12 protein-coding genes are annotated in these 15,974 nt (G+C 68.4%); 8 read left to right on the top strand and 4 right to left on the bottom strand.

The window, feature by feature from the left end; genetic code table 11:
* The first annotated feature begins 8 nt into the window (after window positions 1-8).
* From ACYQML_RS20235 to ACYQML_RS20245, 3 genes are all read left to right on the top strand, one after another.
* Window positions 9-1,058 carry an ABC transporter permease gene (locus tag ACYQML_RS20235; protein ID WP_156467711.1) on the top strand — a complete coding sequence of 350 codons (1,050 nt, stop codon included), beginning with the start codon at window positions 9-11 and terminating at the stop codon, window positions 1,056-1,058.
* The gene (locus ACYQML_RS20240; protein WP_461233831.1) at window positions 1,052-1,846 is read left to right on the top strand and encodes an ABC transporter ATP-binding protein; all 795 of its coding nucleotides are present in this window, start codon (window positions 1,052-1,054) and stop codon (window positions 1,844-1,846) included. The genes ACYQML_RS20235 and ACYQML_RS20240 overlap by 7 nt, the downstream gene beginning before the upstream one ends.
* A 330-nt stretch (window positions 1,847-2,176) precedes the next feature.
* On the top strand, window positions 2,177-5,515 hold the full coding sequence (locus ACYQML_RS20245; protein ID WP_461233832.1) for a DEAD/DEAH box helicase: 3,339 nt from the start codon (window positions 2,177-2,179) through the stop codon (window positions 5,513-5,515).
* 82 nt (window positions 5,516-5,597) lie between these two features.
* Here ACYQML_RS20245 and ACYQML_RS20250 read toward each other — a convergent pair whose 3' ends face one another.
* Together ACYQML_RS20250 and ACYQML_RS20255 are read right to left on the bottom strand one after the other, a co-directional pair.
* Window positions 5,598-6,950 carry an LLM class flavin-dependent oxidoreductase gene (locus ACYQML_RS20250; RefSeq protein WP_461233833.1) on the bottom strand — a complete coding sequence of 451 codons (1,353 nt, stop codon included), beginning with the start codon at window positions 6,948-6,950 and terminating at the stop codon, window positions 5,598-5,600.
* Window positions 6,951-7,001: 51 nt separating this feature from the next.
* On the bottom strand, window positions 7,002-8,219 hold the full coding sequence (locus tag ACYQML_RS20255; RefSeq protein WP_461233834.1) for an acyl-CoA dehydrogenase family protein: 1,218 nt from the start codon (window positions 8,217-8,219) through the stop codon (window positions 7,002-7,004).
* Window positions 8,220-8,544: 325 nt separating this feature from the next.
* On the opposite strand from ACYQML_RS20255, the gene ACYQML_RS20260 reads away from it, so the two are divergent.
* From ACYQML_RS20260 to ACYQML_RS20270, 3 genes are all read left to right on the top strand, one after another.
* Entirely contained in the window at window positions 8,545-9,942 is a 1,398-nt protein-coding gene (locus ACYQML_RS20260; RefSeq protein WP_461233835.1) for an LLM class flavin-dependent oxidoreductase, read from the top strand.
* Between the two features lie 39 nt (window positions 9,943-9,981).
* Window positions 9,982-10,782, top strand: coding sequence for a MetQ/NlpA family ABC transporter substrate-binding protein (locus ACYQML_RS20265; protein ID WP_461233836.1), 801 nt, complete (start codon window positions 9,982-9,984; stop codon window positions 10,780-10,782).
* 117 nt (window positions 10,783-10,899) lie between these two features.
* Window positions 10,900-11,697, top strand: coding sequence for a MetQ/NlpA family ABC transporter substrate-binding protein (locus ACYQML_RS20270; protein WP_461233837.1), 798 nt, complete (start codon window positions 10,900-10,902; stop codon window positions 11,695-11,697).
* Here ACYQML_RS20270 and ACYQML_RS20275 read toward each other — a convergent pair.
* Together ACYQML_RS20275 and soxC are read right to left on the bottom strand one after the other, a co-directional pair.
* Window positions 11,661-12,269, bottom strand: a complete 609-nt coding sequence (locus tag ACYQML_RS20275; RefSeq protein ID WP_419953755.1) for a c-type cytochrome — start codon at window positions 12,267-12,269, stop codon at window positions 11,661-11,663. The genes ACYQML_RS20270 and ACYQML_RS20275 overlap by 37 nt on opposite strands.
* The gene (gene soxC, locus ACYQML_RS20280) at window positions 12,259-13,518 is read right to left on the bottom strand and encodes a sulfite dehydrogenase (protein WP_461233838.1); all 1,260 of its coding nucleotides are present in this window, start codon (window positions 13,516-13,518) and stop codon (window positions 12,259-12,261) included. The genes ACYQML_RS20275 and soxC overlap by 11 nt, the downstream gene beginning before the upstream one ends.
* 495 nt (window positions 13,519-14,013) lie before the next feature.
* Here soxC and ACYQML_RS20285 point away from each other — a divergent pair, with 495 nt between their 5' ends.
* Window positions 14,014-15,138, top strand: coding sequence for an ATP-binding cassette domain-containing protein (locus ACYQML_RS20285; protein WP_207411780.1), 1,125 nt, complete (start codon window positions 14,014-14,016; stop codon window positions 15,136-15,138).
* Entirely contained in the window at window positions 15,128-15,793 is a 666-nt protein-coding gene (locus ACYQML_RS20290) for a methionine ABC transporter permease (RefSeq protein ID WP_461233839.1), read from the top strand. Before ACYQML_RS20285 ends, ACYQML_RS20290 begins: the two co-directional genes overlap by 11 nt.
* Window positions 15,794-15,974: the final 181 nt, after the last annotated feature.

Raw genomic sequence — 15,974 nt, forward strand, 5'->3', positions numbered from 1 at the left:
GGGCATCCATGTCGAGTTCATTGACGGGGGCGTTCGGCGGAGGCTTCCGCCGGGCCGCCGAAGCGGATGCGGATGCCACGGTATCGAGTCGCTCCGCATGGCGAACTCGTCTCGCTGCCCTGTGGTGGGTCGGCCTCCTCGCCGGTTCCGTCTGGCTCGCCCTCGCGGCCCTCACGATCGGTCTGCCGGAGAACGGCGACTTTCCGTATTCCGCCACGTTCGGACATGGCGCCGGACTGATCGGTGCGGCCTTGCTTCTGGCGAGCCCCTTTCTCCCCGCCCTCGGCCGGGTCGGAGGCCGCCTTCGTCATTGGGGACCCTGGACGGTCGCCCTCGCCCTCGCCTTCACCGTCTGGGAACTGGTGACGGCCAAGTTCGAATGGCTGCCGATGCCGTTCTTCCCGCCTCCTCAGGCGATCCTGGAAGTCTTCGCAGAGGATTGGCCGAAACTCGGCGGCAGCATCGTCAATTCGCTGATCCTTCTGTCGGGCGGCTACCTCATCGGTGCCGCGGTCGGCTTCGTTCTCGGTGTGGCGGTGGGCTGGTCGCGGACGGCCGGCTACTGGGTCCATCCGGTCCTGCGCTTCGTCGGACCGCTCCCGGCCACCGCCTGGCTGCCGCTGGCCTTCTTCGTGTTCCCCTCGTCCTGGTCGGCGAGCACGTTCCTCGTGGCTCTGGCCACGGGTTTCCCGGTGACGGTGCTGACCTGGTCCGGGATCGCGGCCGCCAACAAATCCTATTACGACGTCGCCCGCACGCTCGGAGCCTCGCAGAGCTTCCTCATCCGCAAGGTCGCGATCCCGGCCGCCCTGCCCCACGTCTTCGTCGGTCTGTTCATGGGCCTCGGCGCCTCCTTCGCGGTTCTCGTCGTGGCCGAGATGCTGGGCGTGAAATCCGGCCTCGGCTGGTACCTGCAATGGGCGCAAGGGTGGGCGGCCTATGCCAATATGTATGCCGCTCTCATCGCCATGGCGCTGATGTGCTCGACCCTGATCACCTTGCTGTTCCGTCTGCGCGACCGCGTCCTGTCCTGGCAGAAGGGGCTCGTCCAATGGTAGCGGCCACCCTCGAAGCGCCGACCGGCGCCTCCTCTTCCAGCCGGCGTGGAGCCCTCGCTGTCAGAGGTGTCTCCCACGCTTTCGACATCGGCGGTACGCGCCTGCCCGTCCTCGATAATATCGAGCTCACCATCGCGCCGGGCTCGTTCGTCGCCCTGCTCGGGCCCTCGGGCTGCGGAAAGTCGACGCTGCTGCGCCTCGCCGCCGGTCTCGAACCGCCGGAATCCGGCTCCCTCGCCCTCGACGGGGAGACGATCGCCGGACCCGATCCGGAACGGCTCCTCGTCTTCCAGGATCCGACGCTCTATCCCTGGCGCACGGTGCGGGGGAATGTCTCGCTGGGCCTGGAGGCGCGCGGGCTGCTTCGCCGCCATCGGCACCGCATCGACGAGGCGCTGGACCTCGTCGGGCTTGCCGACTTCGCCGAGGCCTATCCCCACCAACTCTCCGGCGGCATGGCCCAGCGCACGGCGCTCGCCCGGGCCCTGGTCAACGATCCGAGCCTGCTGCTCCTCGACGAGCCTCTGGGCAAGCTCGACGCTCTCACCCGCCTTGCCATGCAGGGCGAACTCGTCCGGCTCTGGCAGGAGAGCCGCTTCACCGCGCTCCTCGTCACCCACGATGTCGAGGAGGCCCTCATCCTCGCCCAGCGGGTGATCGTGCTGAGCGACCGGCCGGCTCGGATCAGGACCGAGATCGCGGTGGATGCCCCCTATCCGCGCCGCCGCGACGACCCGAAGCTCCTGAGCCTGCGCACCGAGATCCTCGGCATTCTCGCGGAGAAATGACCGCCATCGGAGGGGGCAAACGACCGCCATCGGACGGGCTCAACATGCGTCATGCGGCGGACTTTACTCCAGCGCGGACGCTCCGCCCGATCCTGCCTGTCCCGCGCTTGAAACCGGCTGGGATTCACGCGGGCGGAGGGTTGTATGAGCGACACGTCGAGCATGGAGGAATGCCCCCGCCCGGCCATGGATGACGCCCTCGTCCACCCATCATCCCGCACTCGGTACGGTCTGCGACAAACTGGGGACAGATCGTGAATCTCGGGACCCGAGTCGCGTCGGCCCACGTTTGCCGACTCCCGACATCAATGATGGGCAGCGCACTCCCCGATGGCAAAACGCCGGACTAGGACGTCTCCCGACAACGCCTCCGAAGAGGTCGTCGCTCCCCTCGTTCCCATCGGCGCTCTGGCCGTGGCGCTCCTCGACCTCGTGGCCCTGAACAAGCCCCTGATCCACATGGTGCGCGAAACGTACCGGCAGGAGGCAATCGCGGCGATCCTGCGGGCGCTGGCACCCGATCGCAGCGTTGCGATCTACCCGGAATGGGATTGCCTGCCCTTCGACCGGACCTCGCCGTCGCGCGGCGTCATGGGGCAGCGCACGGGCGTGTTGCGCTGGCTCACGGACACCTCCGCCCTGCCCGACATCGTCCTGACGACCGCCCCCGCACTGATCCAGCGGGTTCCACCGCCCGAGACATGGGCGGACGCCCATCTCGAGATCCGCGTCGGCGATGATTTCGACCCGACGGCGATCACCGCGACGTTGCAGCGCCTCGGCTACATCCTGGACGACCGGGTCGACGAGCCGGGCGAGGTGGCGGTGTGGGGAAGGACAGTGGACGTGTTCCCCGCCGCCGCGCCGCGCCCTTGCCGGATCGAGCACGAGGACGGCCGCGTCATCGCGATCCGGTCCTACGATCCGGTCTCCCAGCGCTCCCTGGCGGAGGCCGAGCGACTGGTCATCGACCCGGCCACGGAGATCCTTCTGCCGGAGGGATCGGAGAACCAGTTGCGGCCCTTCACCGGTCAGGAGCATCAGCTTCCTCGCTTCTACCCTACGCTCACGACGGTGCTCGACTACGTTCCGGATGCCCGCCTCGTGGTCGAGACCGGCGCCGAACAGCGCGCCGCCGCCTTCTTCGAACAGATCGCCGAAGGGCGCGATGCCGGCGACCGGAACCGTGACCTCGGGGACCTCTATCTCGATCCCCGGAGTTGGACTGCCCTTCAAGAGAAGCGACGCATCGCCACCGCGTCGGCGGACGAATCCGAGGATCTCGCCATTCCGGCCTTCGTGCGGAAAACCCGTCCGAATGCGGCCCTCGCCGAGACCCTGCGCCGGCATCTCGAAAGCGGCGAGCGCATCCTGCTGACGGGACCGGAGGAGCCTCTCGGTCGCCTGATCCGCGTCGCCGAGCGTGTGTTGGGTCGCAAGGCACGAAAGGTGACGAACTGGACGGAGGTTGCCCGTGCCGGGCCCGGTGCGATCCTGGCGCTGGCCGCTCCCATCGAGGCGGGGTTCAGGGTGCCGGGACAGGGTGTCTGTGTCATTGCAGCCGCCGACCTGTTCGGGAGCCGCGCCGCCGCTGCGGCTGAGGGCGAGCCGACGGCGAGCCTTCCCATCGGCGAGGTCGAGCTGCGCATCGGCGATGTGGCGGTCGATCGCGACAACGGTCTGTGCGTCTTCGAGGGGTTGGAGCATGTCGAGACCGGAGCGGAAGGCGGCGAGGACGCCCTGCGTCTGCGTTTTGCCGGAAACGCGATCCTGATGGTCCCGGTCTCCCAGGCCGACCGGATCTGGCGCTACGGCTCGGAGGCCGAGGCGGTGACCCTCGACAAACTCGAAGGCGGGTCCTGGGGGCGTCGGCGTCTCGAAGCCGAGGCCTGCATGGCCAAGGCGGCCCGCATGATGCTCGCCGATGCCGAGGCGCGCCGGGAGGTCAAGGCGCCGGTTCTGTCACCCCCGGTCCGGGAGATGGAGCGCTTCGCCGCCGGTTTCGGATTCAACCTCACCGCCGATCAGGCGCGCGCCGTGAACGGGGTGATGGGCGATCTCGCCTCGGGGCGGCCGATGGATCGGCTCGTCTGCGGCGATGTCGGCTTCGGCAAGACCGAGGTGGCCCTGCGTGCCACCGCCGCCGCGATCTTCGCCGGTCGCCAGGTGGCGGTGGTGGCGCCCACCACCGTGCTGGCTCGCCAGCACGTGCAGACTTTCACCCGGCGCTTTGCCCGCTTCGGCATCGAGGTCGCCCATCTCTCCCGGCTCGTCTCCCCGGCCGAGGCGAAGCGCGTGAAAGCGGGGCTCGCAGACGGCAGCATCCGCCTCGTCGTCGGCACCCATTGCCTCACCGCCAAGGGCGTCGGTTTCGCCGATCTCGGCCTCGTGGTCATCGACGAGGAGCAGCGCTTCGGGACCAAGATGAAGCAGGCGCTCCGCAACACGGCGGGGGACGGTCACGTCCTCACGCTCACGGCGACGCCGATCCCCCGCACCCTGCAATCCGCCCTCGTCGGACTGCAATCCCTCAGCGTCATCGCCACGCCGCCCGCGGTGCGCCAGCCCATCCGCACGGTGATCGCGCCGTTCGACGCAGATGGCTTGCGGGACGCGCTCCTGCGCGAGCATCGACGGGGCGGACAGAGCTTCGTCGTCTGCCCGCGGATCGAGGATATCGGCCCCATGGCGGAGCGCCTCGCCAAGCTCGTCCCCGACCTGCATACGATGATCGCCCATGGCGAGCTCAAGGCGGCGGACATGGACGACGTGATGGTGCGCTTCGCCGATGGCGAGGGCGACGTGCTGCTGGCGACCAGCATCATCGAGAGCGGCCTCGACGTGCCCCGTGCCAACACGATGCTGGTCTGGGATGCGGAACGTTTCGGCCTGTCGCAGTTGCACCAGCTGCGGGGCCGGGTCGGTCGCGGCCAACGCCGGGGCGTCGTCTACCTGCTTCACCAGCCGGATAAGCCTCTCAGCCCGGCGACGGAGAAGCGGCTACGCACGTTGGAAGCCCTCGACCGGCTCGGTGCCGGTTTCGCCATCAGCGCCCGCGACCTCGACCTGCGCGGGGCCGGCGATCTCGTGGGTGAGAACCAGGCCGGCCATGTGAAGCTGATCGGGCTCGGCCTGTATCAGCACCTTCTGCATCTCGCCCTGAGGGCCGCGAAGGGCGAGACCGCCGAGGATTGGACCCCAGAGATCCGGATCGGTCTCTCCGGCGGTGTGCCTGCGGATTACGTACCGGAGCCGGAGGTGCGCCTGAGCCTCTATACGCGGCTCCTGCGCCTGACGACCGCCGACGAGGTCGAGGCGCTACGCCACGAGGTTGCGGACCGGTTCGGCCCACCGCCGGAGGCGTTCGAGGCCCTCGTCACCCTGGCCCGGCTCCGGGTCGGGTGCCGCACGCTCGGAATCGCCCGGTTGAGCGGAGGACCCCAAGGTCTGGCGGCGGATTTCCGTGCCAACGCGCCGCCGATCCTGCTGCCGGTCAACGCGCATATCGAGCGCCGCGACCGCCGCGTGCTCCTGCGCGCGCAATGCGAGGATGCGGTCGAGCGCGGCCATCTTGGCGCCCGCCTCCTCGAACGCCTGCAGGAGGCCAGCGCCCGGCGCCCGGCCAAGGAGGGAAGGAGCGGATCCTCGCCGATGCGGAAGGCCGGGTGAGATCGGGGGGCTCGGACGGGAAGGCGTCATCGCTTGCCCCGAGGCGTCTGATGGAGGACGCCTCGGGGCAAGCTGCGGCGGATCATTCCGGCCGGGCCACGTCGTGGCGACGATGGTGGGGCCGGGCGAGGCCGAGATTCTCGCGGAGCGTGGTCCCTTCGTATTCCGTTCGGAACAGTCCGCGCCGCTGCAATTCGGGGATCACCAGCGTGGCGAAATCGTCGAGCCCGCCGGGGAGCGTCGGCGGCATGATGTTGAACCCGTCGGCGCCATAAGCTTCGAACCGCTCCTGGAGGGCATCGGCGATCCGGGCGGGTGTTCCGATCAGGGTCCAGTGGCCCCGAGCGCCGGCGATGCGCAGGTAGAGCTCGCGGATGGTCAGGCCTTCGCGTCGGGCGATGGTGACGAGGAGATCCTGCCGGCTCTTGCCGCCCTCCGTCCCGTTGGCCGGCGGAACCGGCGCATCGTCGGGATAGCCGGAGAGGTCGAGCCCCGCGAGTTGTTCCAGGAGCGAGCGGCCGACGACGGGGTGGATCAGCTCCTGTAACGCGCCGTACTTGTCCTCGGCCTCAGCCATCGTGCGGCCCACCACCGGAAAAGCGCCCGGCAGGATCTTGAGCGCGTCCGGTTCTCGGCCGTGCCGGGCGAGCCGGCCCTTCACGTCGGCGTAGAAGGCGGTCGCATCGTCCAGGGTCGCCTGGGCGGTGAAGATCACCTCGGCGGTGCGGGCCGCCAATGCCTTGCCGGCCTCCGAAGAGCCCGCCTGCACGACGACCGGATGGCCCTGCGGCGGACGGGGAACGTTGAGCGGGCCACGCACGGAGAAATGCTCGCCCTCATGGCCGAGCACGTGCAGCTTGGCCGGATCGAAGAAGCGCCCTTCCTCCCGGTCGCGGACGAAGGCGTCGTCCTCGAACGTGTCCCAGAGGCCGGTGACCACATCCACGAATTCCTCGGCGCGGGCGTAGCGGCTCGCATGGGCGAGATGGCTGTCGCGGCTGAAATTGTAGGCCTCGCGCGGGTCCGCCGAGGTGACGAGGTTCCAGCCCGCCCGGCCACCGCTGAGATGGTCGAGGGAGGCGAACTTGCGCGCCACGTGGAACGGCTCGTTGTAGGTCGTGGAGGCGGTGGCCACGAGGCCGATGCGCTCTGTCACCGCCGAGAGATGGGAGAGCAGGGTGAGCGGCTCGAACTGTCCGACGTAACGGATCGCCGTGCGGCTCAGGGCGTCGATGTCGTCGCCGCGGATGCTGACCCCGTCTGCGAGAAAGATCAGGTCGAACTTCGCCGCCTCGGCCACCTTGGCGAGGCGGCGGTAATGGGCGGGGTCGATCCCCGCATCCGCCTGCGACGAGGGGTGCCGCCACGCCGCGACGTGGTGCCCGCCCGGATAGAGGAAGGCACCGAGGCGCATCGTGTCCCGGCGACGTGACATGGGTCTGTCCTTGATCTCTCGTTGCAATGGGCTTGCTTGGCAGGCGGCGCTTCAGGCCGAGCCGACCCGGTATTGGCGCGGCGGGGCGGTGCCGTTCACCGCGAAATTGCCCACGGCCCGGTCGCGGTAGATCCGGGGATTGTGCGAGGCGATGGTGCGGGCGTTGCGCCAGTGCCGGTCGAGGCCGAGACCGCTCTTCACCGCCGACGCGCCGAGCGCATCGAACAGGGTCGTGGTGGCTTCGAGAACGAGATTGGTGACCACGGTCACCGCCTGGTTCACCTCGATGTCGGCGATACCCGCCGCATGGTCCGCCGCTTCTCCCGTGCGGTGGATGTCGTAGGTCCGCTGCAGGGCCTCCGCCGCCTTGAGGACGATGGCGCCCGCCGCATAGGCCGCACCGCGCACGCGCCCCACCACCTGCTGCACCTGGGGATCGTCGCCGGCCCGGCTGCCGTTGCCGTGGCTGTAGACCCGCTTGCGCTCGGCCACGAGCCGCGACACGTCGATGGCGGCCGAACGGCCGATGCCGGCCAAAGTCGCCAGATGGACGAGCTGGAAGAACCCCATCGCGTAGGGGAAACGCTCCGGATCGGGCTTGATCAGCTCCGGCCCGATGAGGACGTCCGTGAAGATCGCCGTGCCGCTCGCGGTGAGCGATTGGCCGAAACCGTCCCAATCGTCGACGATCTCGACACCCGGCGCCCGCGCCGGCACGGCCGCCACCAGGGATGCGCCCGCCTCGTCCTGGGCCGAGACGTGGATCCAGTCGGCGAAGAGCGAGCCGGTGGTGTAGAATTTCCGGCCGTTGAGCAGCCATTGCCCGTCCTGCGGCCGCAGCACCGTATCGAACTGCCCGACCTTGGCCTCGCCCGTCTCGGACACGCCGCTGCCGACGGTCTGGCGATCGCCGATCCGGGCGGTCCAGCGCGCCCGCCATTCCGGCGAGGACGAGCACAGCATGTCCTCCGTGAAGCCGAAATGCGCGCGCAGGGCGTTGGTGATGTTGGGATCCGCCTCCGACAACTCAATGAAGAGGTTGAACAATTCGGGCAGGCTCGCGCCATGGCCGCCCTCTTCGCGTGCGAGGCGCAGGGTGGTGAAGCCCGCCTGTTTCAGCCAGTCGATCTCGTCATGGGGGAGCGTGCGCGCGAGATCGCGGGCGATGGCGGTGGCGCGGATGCGCGCGAAGACCGGCCGGAAACCGGCCGCTAGCGCCTCGTAGCCCGCGCTCGGTCCCGCGCCCCATCCCGCTTCCGTCTGAGACATTCCGTCGATCCCGTGCCTGTGATGCCGTGACGCCGAAGGGGCTCGCGCTCGATGGCCCCCGGCCTCGTGGTCGTCCTGATCGTCAATCCGGGCAGGGCAGACAAGTATAAATTATGATCAGATGTGCGATTTGGAGATGTTATGCTCTAAAACATCGTAAAATAGACGATGTATGCTTGGAATGGGTGATCGTTGAAAGATCATTCTTGTTGACCGGGTCCGGTCTCCGGCTAGGCTCATGCGCCTGAAGGCCTCCCGCATCGCGTGAACGAGGCCTCTCTTCCCCATCGCACGATACCGTCGCCCCGGATTGCCTGGATCTGCCATGAGCCCACGCCGCGAATTGAGGCTGAACGCCTTCGAGATGGGGGCGCCGGGCCATACCTGGGCGGGGCTGTGGCGGCATCCGCGCGACGCGGCAACGCGCTACAATACCCTCGATTACTGGGTGTCGCTGGCCTGCACCGCCGAGCGCGGCCTGTTCGACGGGATCTTCCTCGCCGACGTGGTCGGGGTCTACGACGTCTACGGCGCCAGCCCGGCCACCGCCCTCGCCCGGGCGGCGCAGGCTCCGAACCTCGACCCGTTCCTGCTGGTGCCGGCGATGGCCCATGCCACGACGCATCTCGGCTTCGGGGGCACGGCGAACCTCACTTACGAACACCCCTACACCTTCACCCGCCGGCTCTCGACCCTCGATCACCTCACCAATGGGCGGATCGGCTGGAACGTGGTCACCGGCTATCTCGAGAGCGGCGCGCGCGGCATGGGCCTGCCCCAGGCCCGCGAACACGATGCGCGCTACGATGCCGGCGAGGATTTCCTGGAGGCCGCCTACAAGCTCTGGGAGGGAAGCTGGGAAGACGGCGCGGCCCTGCGCGACCGGGCGGGCGGTCTGTTCACGGAGCCGGGCCGGGTCCACCGCGTCAGCCATGACGGGCCGAGCTACCGGGTGGACGGGCAGCATCTCAGCGAGCCGTCGCCGCAACGGACGCCCGTGCTCTACCAGGCCGGCGCCTCGTCGCGCGGACGTCTCTTCGCCGCCCGCCATGCCGAGAGCATCTTCCTCAACGGCCAGACCAAGGCCATCGCGGGCAAGGCCGTGCGCGCCACGCGGCAGGCGGCCAAGGAGGCGGGCCGCGATCCCTACGACATCCGGATGTTCCTCGGGGCCACCGTGATCGTCGCCCCCACCCGCGCCGAGGCGTTCGATCTGCGCGACGAGTACGCGCAATATCTCGACGTGGAGGGCCAGCTCGCCCTCGTCTCCGGCTGGACCGGAATCGACCTGTCCGAACTCGATGTCCATGAGGGGCTCGCCTACGTCAAGACCAATGCCATGCAGTCCTTGCTGGAGAACCTGACGCTGCCGGGCGAACGCCCGTTCACCCGCGCCGATTTCGCCGAGTTCGGCCCGCGCGGGGCGAGGGCTCCCTTCATCGTCGGATCGCCCTCGGACGTCGCCGAGGCGCTGCTGTCCTGGGCCGACGAGGCCGATATCGACGGATTCAATCTCACCCGCGCCGTCGCGCCCGAGACGATCGAGGCCTTCGTCGATCTCGTCGTGCCCGAGTTGCAGGACCGGGGCGCGTTCAAGACGCGGTATCGCGAAGGCACGCTCCGCGAAAAGCTGTTCCCGGAGGGCGGCGCCACCCTGAAGGCGACCCATCCCGGCGCCCGCTTCCGCCGGACCGGCGCCGAGGCCCGCGCCTCCGCCGCCTGACCGGCACCCTCTTCCCCTCCCCGATCACAGGCTTCCACGATGCCCCCGCTCCGTACCCGCCGCAGCCTCCTCGGCTTCGCGGCTGTCCTCTTCGCTCTGGTGACCGGCCCCGCCTCTGCGGAAAAACCCCTGCGCATCGGCGCGACGCCGGGGCCGGTGGGGCAGACCCTGGCCTTCGCCGCCGATCTGGCCCGCAAGCAGGGGCAGAATGTCGAGATCGTCGAGTTCACCGATTGGGTGACGCCCAACGAGGCCGTGGCCTCGGGCGATATCGACGCCAACCTGTTCCAGCACGTGCCCTACCTTCAGAACGCGATCCGCGCGCGGGGCTACAAGCTGGTGGCGGTGGAGGGCGCCATGGTCCTGCCCGTGGGCCTGTTCTCGAAGACGGTGACCAGCCTCGACAAGGTCCCCGACGGCGCTTCGGTCGCCATCGCCAACGATCCCGTCAACGCGGCGCGGGGCTTGCGCCTGCTGGAGACCGCCAGGCTGATCACCTTGAAGCCGGGCGTCGGCGACGAGGCCTCCGTTGCCGACATCGTCGCCAATCCGAAGCGCCTGCGGATCATCGAACTCGAAGCGGCGCAATTGCCGCGTGCGATGGACGACGTGACCTTGGCGCAGGTGAGCTTCACCTACCTGATCGCCGCCGGCGGCGACCCCAGAACCTCCCTCATCACCGATGGGGCCGGGGATCGGCGTTATACGCTGAGCTTCGTCGCGCGGCCCGACAATCGCGACGATCCGCGTCTCACCGCCTTCATCCGCAGCTTCCGGTCGGCACCGGTGCGCGACTACATCGAGCGGACCTACAAGGGCTTCCTCGAGCCGGTCTGGTAGCGCGGTCTCCAACTCAAACTCCCACCCCGACCCGTTTCTTCAAGCGCGTGCCCGCCCGGGGCCCTGCGCTACGCTCGATGGCGGACGCGCCGGCACGCCCTAACAGGAAGGATCACCATGCCCCTGAACCGTCGCGCCCTGCTGGGCGGCACCCTTGCTCTGCTGACGGCCTCCACGGCCCGGGCCGCGACACCCCTCAAGGTGGTCGCCTCCTCGGTGCCGCATGCCGAGATCCTGACCTATGTGCAGGACAAGCTCGCTCCGGACCTGCCCCTGCGGATCATCGAGATCAGCGGCGATATCCGCCCGAACCGCCTCGTTCTCGATGGCGATGCCGACGCCAACTTCTTCCAGCACGTGCCGTATCTGCGAAGCGAAGAGGCCGAACTCGGTGTCCGCTTCGCCGTGACCGCAAGCGTGCATGTGGAGCCTCTCGGGCTCTATTCGCGCCGCGTCCGCAGCCTCGCCGACCTGCCGAAGGGAGCGACAATTGCCCTGTCGAACAACGTCACCAATTTCAGCCGGGGGCTGAGGTTGCTGCAGGAGAACGGCCTCATCCGTCTCAGGCCCGGCGGCGACGGCACCTTCGCCACGGCCGGCGACATCGCCGAGAACCCGAAATCCTTGAGCTTCATCGAAGTGGCGCCGCCGCAATTGCCGCGCTCCCTCGACGACGTCGCCCTGGCGGTCATCAACGGCAACTACGCCCTCGAATCCGGCCTCGACCCGGCCAAGGATTCCCTCGGGCTGGAGCGGGCGGAGGGCAACCCCTACGCCAACGTGCTGGTGACGACCCAGGCCCTGGCCCAGGATGCACGCATCCAGACGCTCTCCTCCCTCCTGCAATCGGCGGAGATCGCGGGATTCATCCGCGAGCGCTATCGCGGCGCGGTGATCCCGGTAAGAGGCGCCTGACTGGCGCGCGCCGGCACGTCGGGGCGGATATCGGCGGTGAACCCGTCCCGGTTCGGCATCCGCACCTTCGGCAGGGAGGCGGCATCGAGTTCGGCTTCCTCCGGCAGGATGCCGTTGAGATGCAGCACATAGGCGCTGAGGGCGTAGGTCTCGTCGGCGCTCAGGGATTGCGGCGCGTCGTAGGGCATGGCGCGGCGGATGTAGTCGAAAAGCGTGGTGGCATGGGGCCAGAAGCTACCCACCGTCCGGATCGGCTTGCCCGTCGCGAGGCTGCCCTGGCCGCCCACGAGCCTGTCGGCGGATGCACCCTCCCCTTGCGCCCCGTGGCAGGCGGCGCAGCGCGCGCCGAACAGGGCCTCGCCCTGGCGTACGCTTCCATGCCCGGCGGGCAGGCCCTGCCCGTCGGCACGCACGTCGATGTCCCAGAGAGCGAGGATCCTCTGGCTCGCTGGCTGCCCGATCGCCAGAGGGCCGAGCCCGTTGCCAGGGAGGGAGACGGGTCCGGACGGGTCCGCCAGGGCGGCGCCCGTCACCATCAGGCAGGGGAGAAGGCCGAGGCCGCTAAACCGCATGGCTCACGTTTCCTCCGGCGGCGATACGCCAGCCGGCGATCGCGTTGTTGTGGTAGAAGGATTGGGTGCCGCGGATAGAGACCAGCGCCTCGCGCGGTGGCTGTACGTAGCCCGTCTGGTCCGTCGCCCGGCTGAGGAGGTGCGCGGGGCCGCCCTCCCAGCGCCAGGGGAGCCGGAACCGGGTCAGGCATCGCGGCAGGATCGGTCCTTCCAGGGCGGCCGCTTCCCAGCGCGCGCCGCCATCGGTGGAGACCTCGACGCCCGCGATGCGGCCGCGTCCCGTCCAGGCGAGACCGCGGATCTGGCGAAAGCCGGGTGTGCGCAGCTGCTCGCCGCCGGAGGGTGAGGTGATGACGGATTTCGCCTCCATCGCGAAGGTGAACTGCCGTGCCGACCCATCCGGCATCAGGTCGGTGTATTTCGAGGTCTCCTCGCGCGTCTGGAACGGCTGGTCTCCGACCTTGAGCCGGCGCAGCCATTTGATGCTGAGGTTGCCCTCGACCCCCGGCACGAACAGCCGCAGGGGATAGCCCTGTTCCGGGCGGAGCCGCTCGCCATTCTGGGCATAGGCGAGGATCGCACCGTCGCGTGCGAGATCGAGGGGAATGCTTCGGGTCATCCCGGCCGCGTCCGCGCCTTCCGCAAGGATCCAGGCGGCGCCCGGCTTCACGCCGACCTCGTCGAGCAGAGTCGCCAATTCGACCCCGGTCCATTCGGCGCAGGAGAGGAGCCCGTGACTGTCCTGGAGGGTCCAGGTCGGTTTGGCGCCGAGCCAGGGCGTATTGCCCGAGCATTCGAGGAAGTGGATGCGCGAGACCGAGGGCATCCGCACCAGATCGTCCATGGTCAGGACGAGCGGGCGTTCCACGAGGCCGTGGATCGCCAGCCGGTGGCGCTCCGGGTCGATGGCTGGAACGCCTGCGTGATGACGTTCGAAATGCAGACCGTTGGGCGTGATGATGCCATGCAGGTGCTGCAGCGGCGTGCCGGTGGAGGCGGCTCCCGGAAAGGTCGGTGGCGTCCGCGACTTGCGGCCCAGAACTTCGTAGGGCGATGGCCGTCCATAGGGCGGCGATGCGGACGGCGCGCCGGGCGTACGGCTCCATTCGGGAACGGCCAGGGGATCGCCGGCATCCAGGGCCTGCGCGGCCGACGCGATGCCGATCCCGCCCGCCGCGCCACCGGCCAGCCGAAGGAAGCCGCGCCGGCTCGACGACCGGCGCGGTTCACGCATGATATCAAACGACATGAAGACGGGGTCCGAATGGGCGTTCGTCAAAGAACGCGAAACATAAGGTCAAGAGATTCAGAGTCGTGCAAAGACACTGCCGCACTTGCCGATCTCAAAGCATTAAAGCGTAATCGTCTCTTGTATTCAATGAAATGAAATTCTGAACTCTTTCGAGAATTCGATAGCATCTTCTATCGAGCGGGTGTCTGACGGGGTGATTTTCGTGGGTCCGGCCTGCGCGGTCGAATAGTGCTGCCGAAGGGGGCTGCAGCGTCTTGGCTCGCGGAAATCGGTGCTCGGAAGTCCTGCTGCGAGAGCCGGGTCGAGTGGGCGGATGGAGGATCCTTCCCTTCCGGTGCGAATACGGGGATCGTTCTCTTCCAATCGGCGATCGACTTGATAACTGTTTTCATTGAGCGTCCGAAGTATAAGATGTAGGAATACATCTTCGATCCTAGTCACTCTGGCGAACCTGCATGGGCGATGCGTGTGCAGGTCCATGAGGTTCGTCGCGTGTCGTCAGTTCATCATGATAGCCCCGGCAAGGCCGGCCTCGCGCCGTCGGATGCACTCATCCGCTTCGACCGGGTGGCGAAGTCCTACTCGACCCGTGACGGCGTCCATGTCTCGGCGCTGAGTGGGATCGACCTCTCGGTGGCGGCGGGTTCGGTGCTGGGGGTGATCGGCCGGTCGGGCGCCGGAAAATCGAGCTTGATCCGTCTGATCAATGGACTGGAACGCCCCAGCGCCGGTACGATCAAAGTCGGGGATGCCGAGGTCTCGTCCCTCGACGAGCGCGCGCTGCGCCACGTGCGCCGCCGCATCGGCATGATCTTCCAGCATTTCAACCTGCTCTCGTCCCGCACCGTCTCCGGCAACATCGCCCTGCCGCTGGAGATCGAAGGGCGCGGCAGGGCCGCGATCCGCACCCGTGTCGGGGAGTTGCTGGCCCTGACCGGGCTGGAGGATCAGCGCGACCGCTATCCCGCCGAACTCTCGGGCGGGCAGAAGCAGCGTGTCGGCATTGCCCGTGCGCTGGCCACCGGACCGAGCGTCCTCCTCTCCGACGAGGCCACCTCCGCCCTCGACCCGGAGACCACGCGGTCGATCCTGGCGCTCCTGCGCCGGATCAATCGCGAACTCGGCCTCACCATCGTGCTCATCACCCATGAGATGTCGGTGATCCGCGCCGTGGCGGACCGCGTCGCCGTGCTGGAGGCGGGCCGTATCGTCGAGCAGGGCGACGTGTTCGAGGTGTTCACCCGTCCGCAGGCGGAGATCACCCGGACGCTGCTGGCGGGAGAGATGGGGCTGGCGCTGCCGGCCGGGCTTCGCGCCGAGATCGACACCCAGCCGATTCCCGGCGGCACGGCGGTTCTGCGGATCGCCTTTCGCGGAGCTCACGCCAGCGACCCGATCATCGCGCGGCTCGCGCGCGAGACCGGTATCGAGGCCAACATCCTGTCCGGCACCGTCGACGAGATCGCCGGACAGCCATTCGGCTCACTGACGGTGGGCCTGCCCGCGGGGCCGGATGTCGTCGGGCGCGCACGTGCGTTCCTCGACGCCCATGGTCTCGTCTCCGATCTCCTCGGCTACCTGCCGGCTCGCAGCGTGGAGGCTCGCCGTGTTGCCTGAAATGATCCGCCTGCTGCTCCAGGCGACCGGTGACACCCTCGCCATGGTGGCCGTCGCGGCTTGTCTCGGAACCCTGTTCGGCTTGCCGCTCGGGATCTTCCTGGCGACCAGCCGGCGCGGGGAATTGCTCGCCGCACCGTGGCTCAACGGCATCCTGGGTCTCGTCGTCAACGCCACCCGCTCGACACCCTTCATCATTCTGGTGGTGGCCATCATCCCGTTCACGCGCCTCATCGCCGGCACCTCCATCGGCCTATGGGCCGCCACGGTGCCGCTGACGGTGGCGGCGACCCCCTTCATCGCCCGTCTCGTGGAGGCAGCGATCCGCGAGGTCGATTCCGGGCTCGTGGAGGCGGCGCGCGCCTTCGGCGCCGGCCCACTCACCATCATCCGCAAGGTGCTGATCCCGGAGGCGCTACCCGGCATCCTCCTCGGCCTGACCCTCGCGGTGGTGTCGCTGCTCGGCTATTCGGCCATGGTCGGCGCCGTCGGCGGTGGGGGATTGGGCGATCTCGGCATCCGCTATGGCTACCAGCGATTCCGCCCCGAGATGATGCTCGCCGTCGTCGTCGTGCTGATCGTACTGGTCCAGGCGGTGCAGACCATCGGCGAGCGTTTCGCCGCTCGTCTCAACCGACGTGTCCGCCGGGCATGATCCGGCCCCCGTGCCGATCGGGCGAGATCGATCCGGCACATGAGTTGGTGTGGCGGGGACGGTGACCGGCCTTGCATCCGACAAGCTGCTCGGCATGTCCCATAAAACGAACGACTGTGGGGATGGTATGAACCGACAACCTCCAGCTTACGACTGAAGTGCTGGAAATATCCTTCTTACT

Source organism: Methylobacterium sp. CM6244, assembly GCF_054817885.1.

Bases quoted from the DNA above. Each gene is read 5' to 3' on its own strand.
- ACYQML_RS20235 (WP_156467711.1), top strand. From the start codon at position 9: ATGTCGAGTTCATTGACGGGGGCGTTCGGCGGAGGCTTCCGCCGGGCC.
- ACYQML_RS20240 (WP_461233831.1), top strand. From the start codon at position 1,052: ATGGTAGCGGCCACCCTCGAAGCGCCGACCGGCGCCTCCTCTTCCAGC.
- ACYQML_RS20245 (WP_461233832.1), top strand. From the start codon at position 2,177: ATGGCAAAACGCCGGACTAGGACGTCTCCCGACAACGCCTCCGAAGAG.
- ACYQML_RS20250 (WP_461233833.1), bottom strand. From the start codon at position 6,950: ATGTCACGTCGCCGGGACACGATGCGCCTCGGTGCCTTCCTCTATCCG.
- ACYQML_RS20255 (WP_461233834.1), bottom strand. From the start codon at position 8,219: ATGTCTCAGACGGAAGCGGGATGGGGCGCGGGACCGAGCGCGGGCTAC.
- ACYQML_RS20260 (WP_461233835.1), top strand. From the start codon at position 8,545: ATGAGCCCACGCCGCGAATTGAGGCTGAACGCCTTCGAGATGGGGGCG.
- ACYQML_RS20265 (WP_461233836.1), top strand. From the start codon at position 9,982: ATGCCCCCGCTCCGTACCCGCCGCAGCCTCCTCGGCTTCGCGGCTGTC.
- ACYQML_RS20270 (WP_461233837.1), top strand. From the start codon at position 10,900: ATGCCCCTGAACCGTCGCGCCCTGCTGGGCGGCACCCTTGCTCTGCTG.
- ACYQML_RS20275 (WP_419953755.1), bottom strand. From the start codon at position 12,269: ATGCGGTTTAGCGGCCTCGGCCTTCTCCCCTGCCTGATGGTGACGGGC.
- soxC (WP_461233838.1), bottom strand. From the start codon at position 13,518: ATGTCGTTTGATATCATGCGTGAACCGCGCCGGTCGTCGAGCCGGCGC.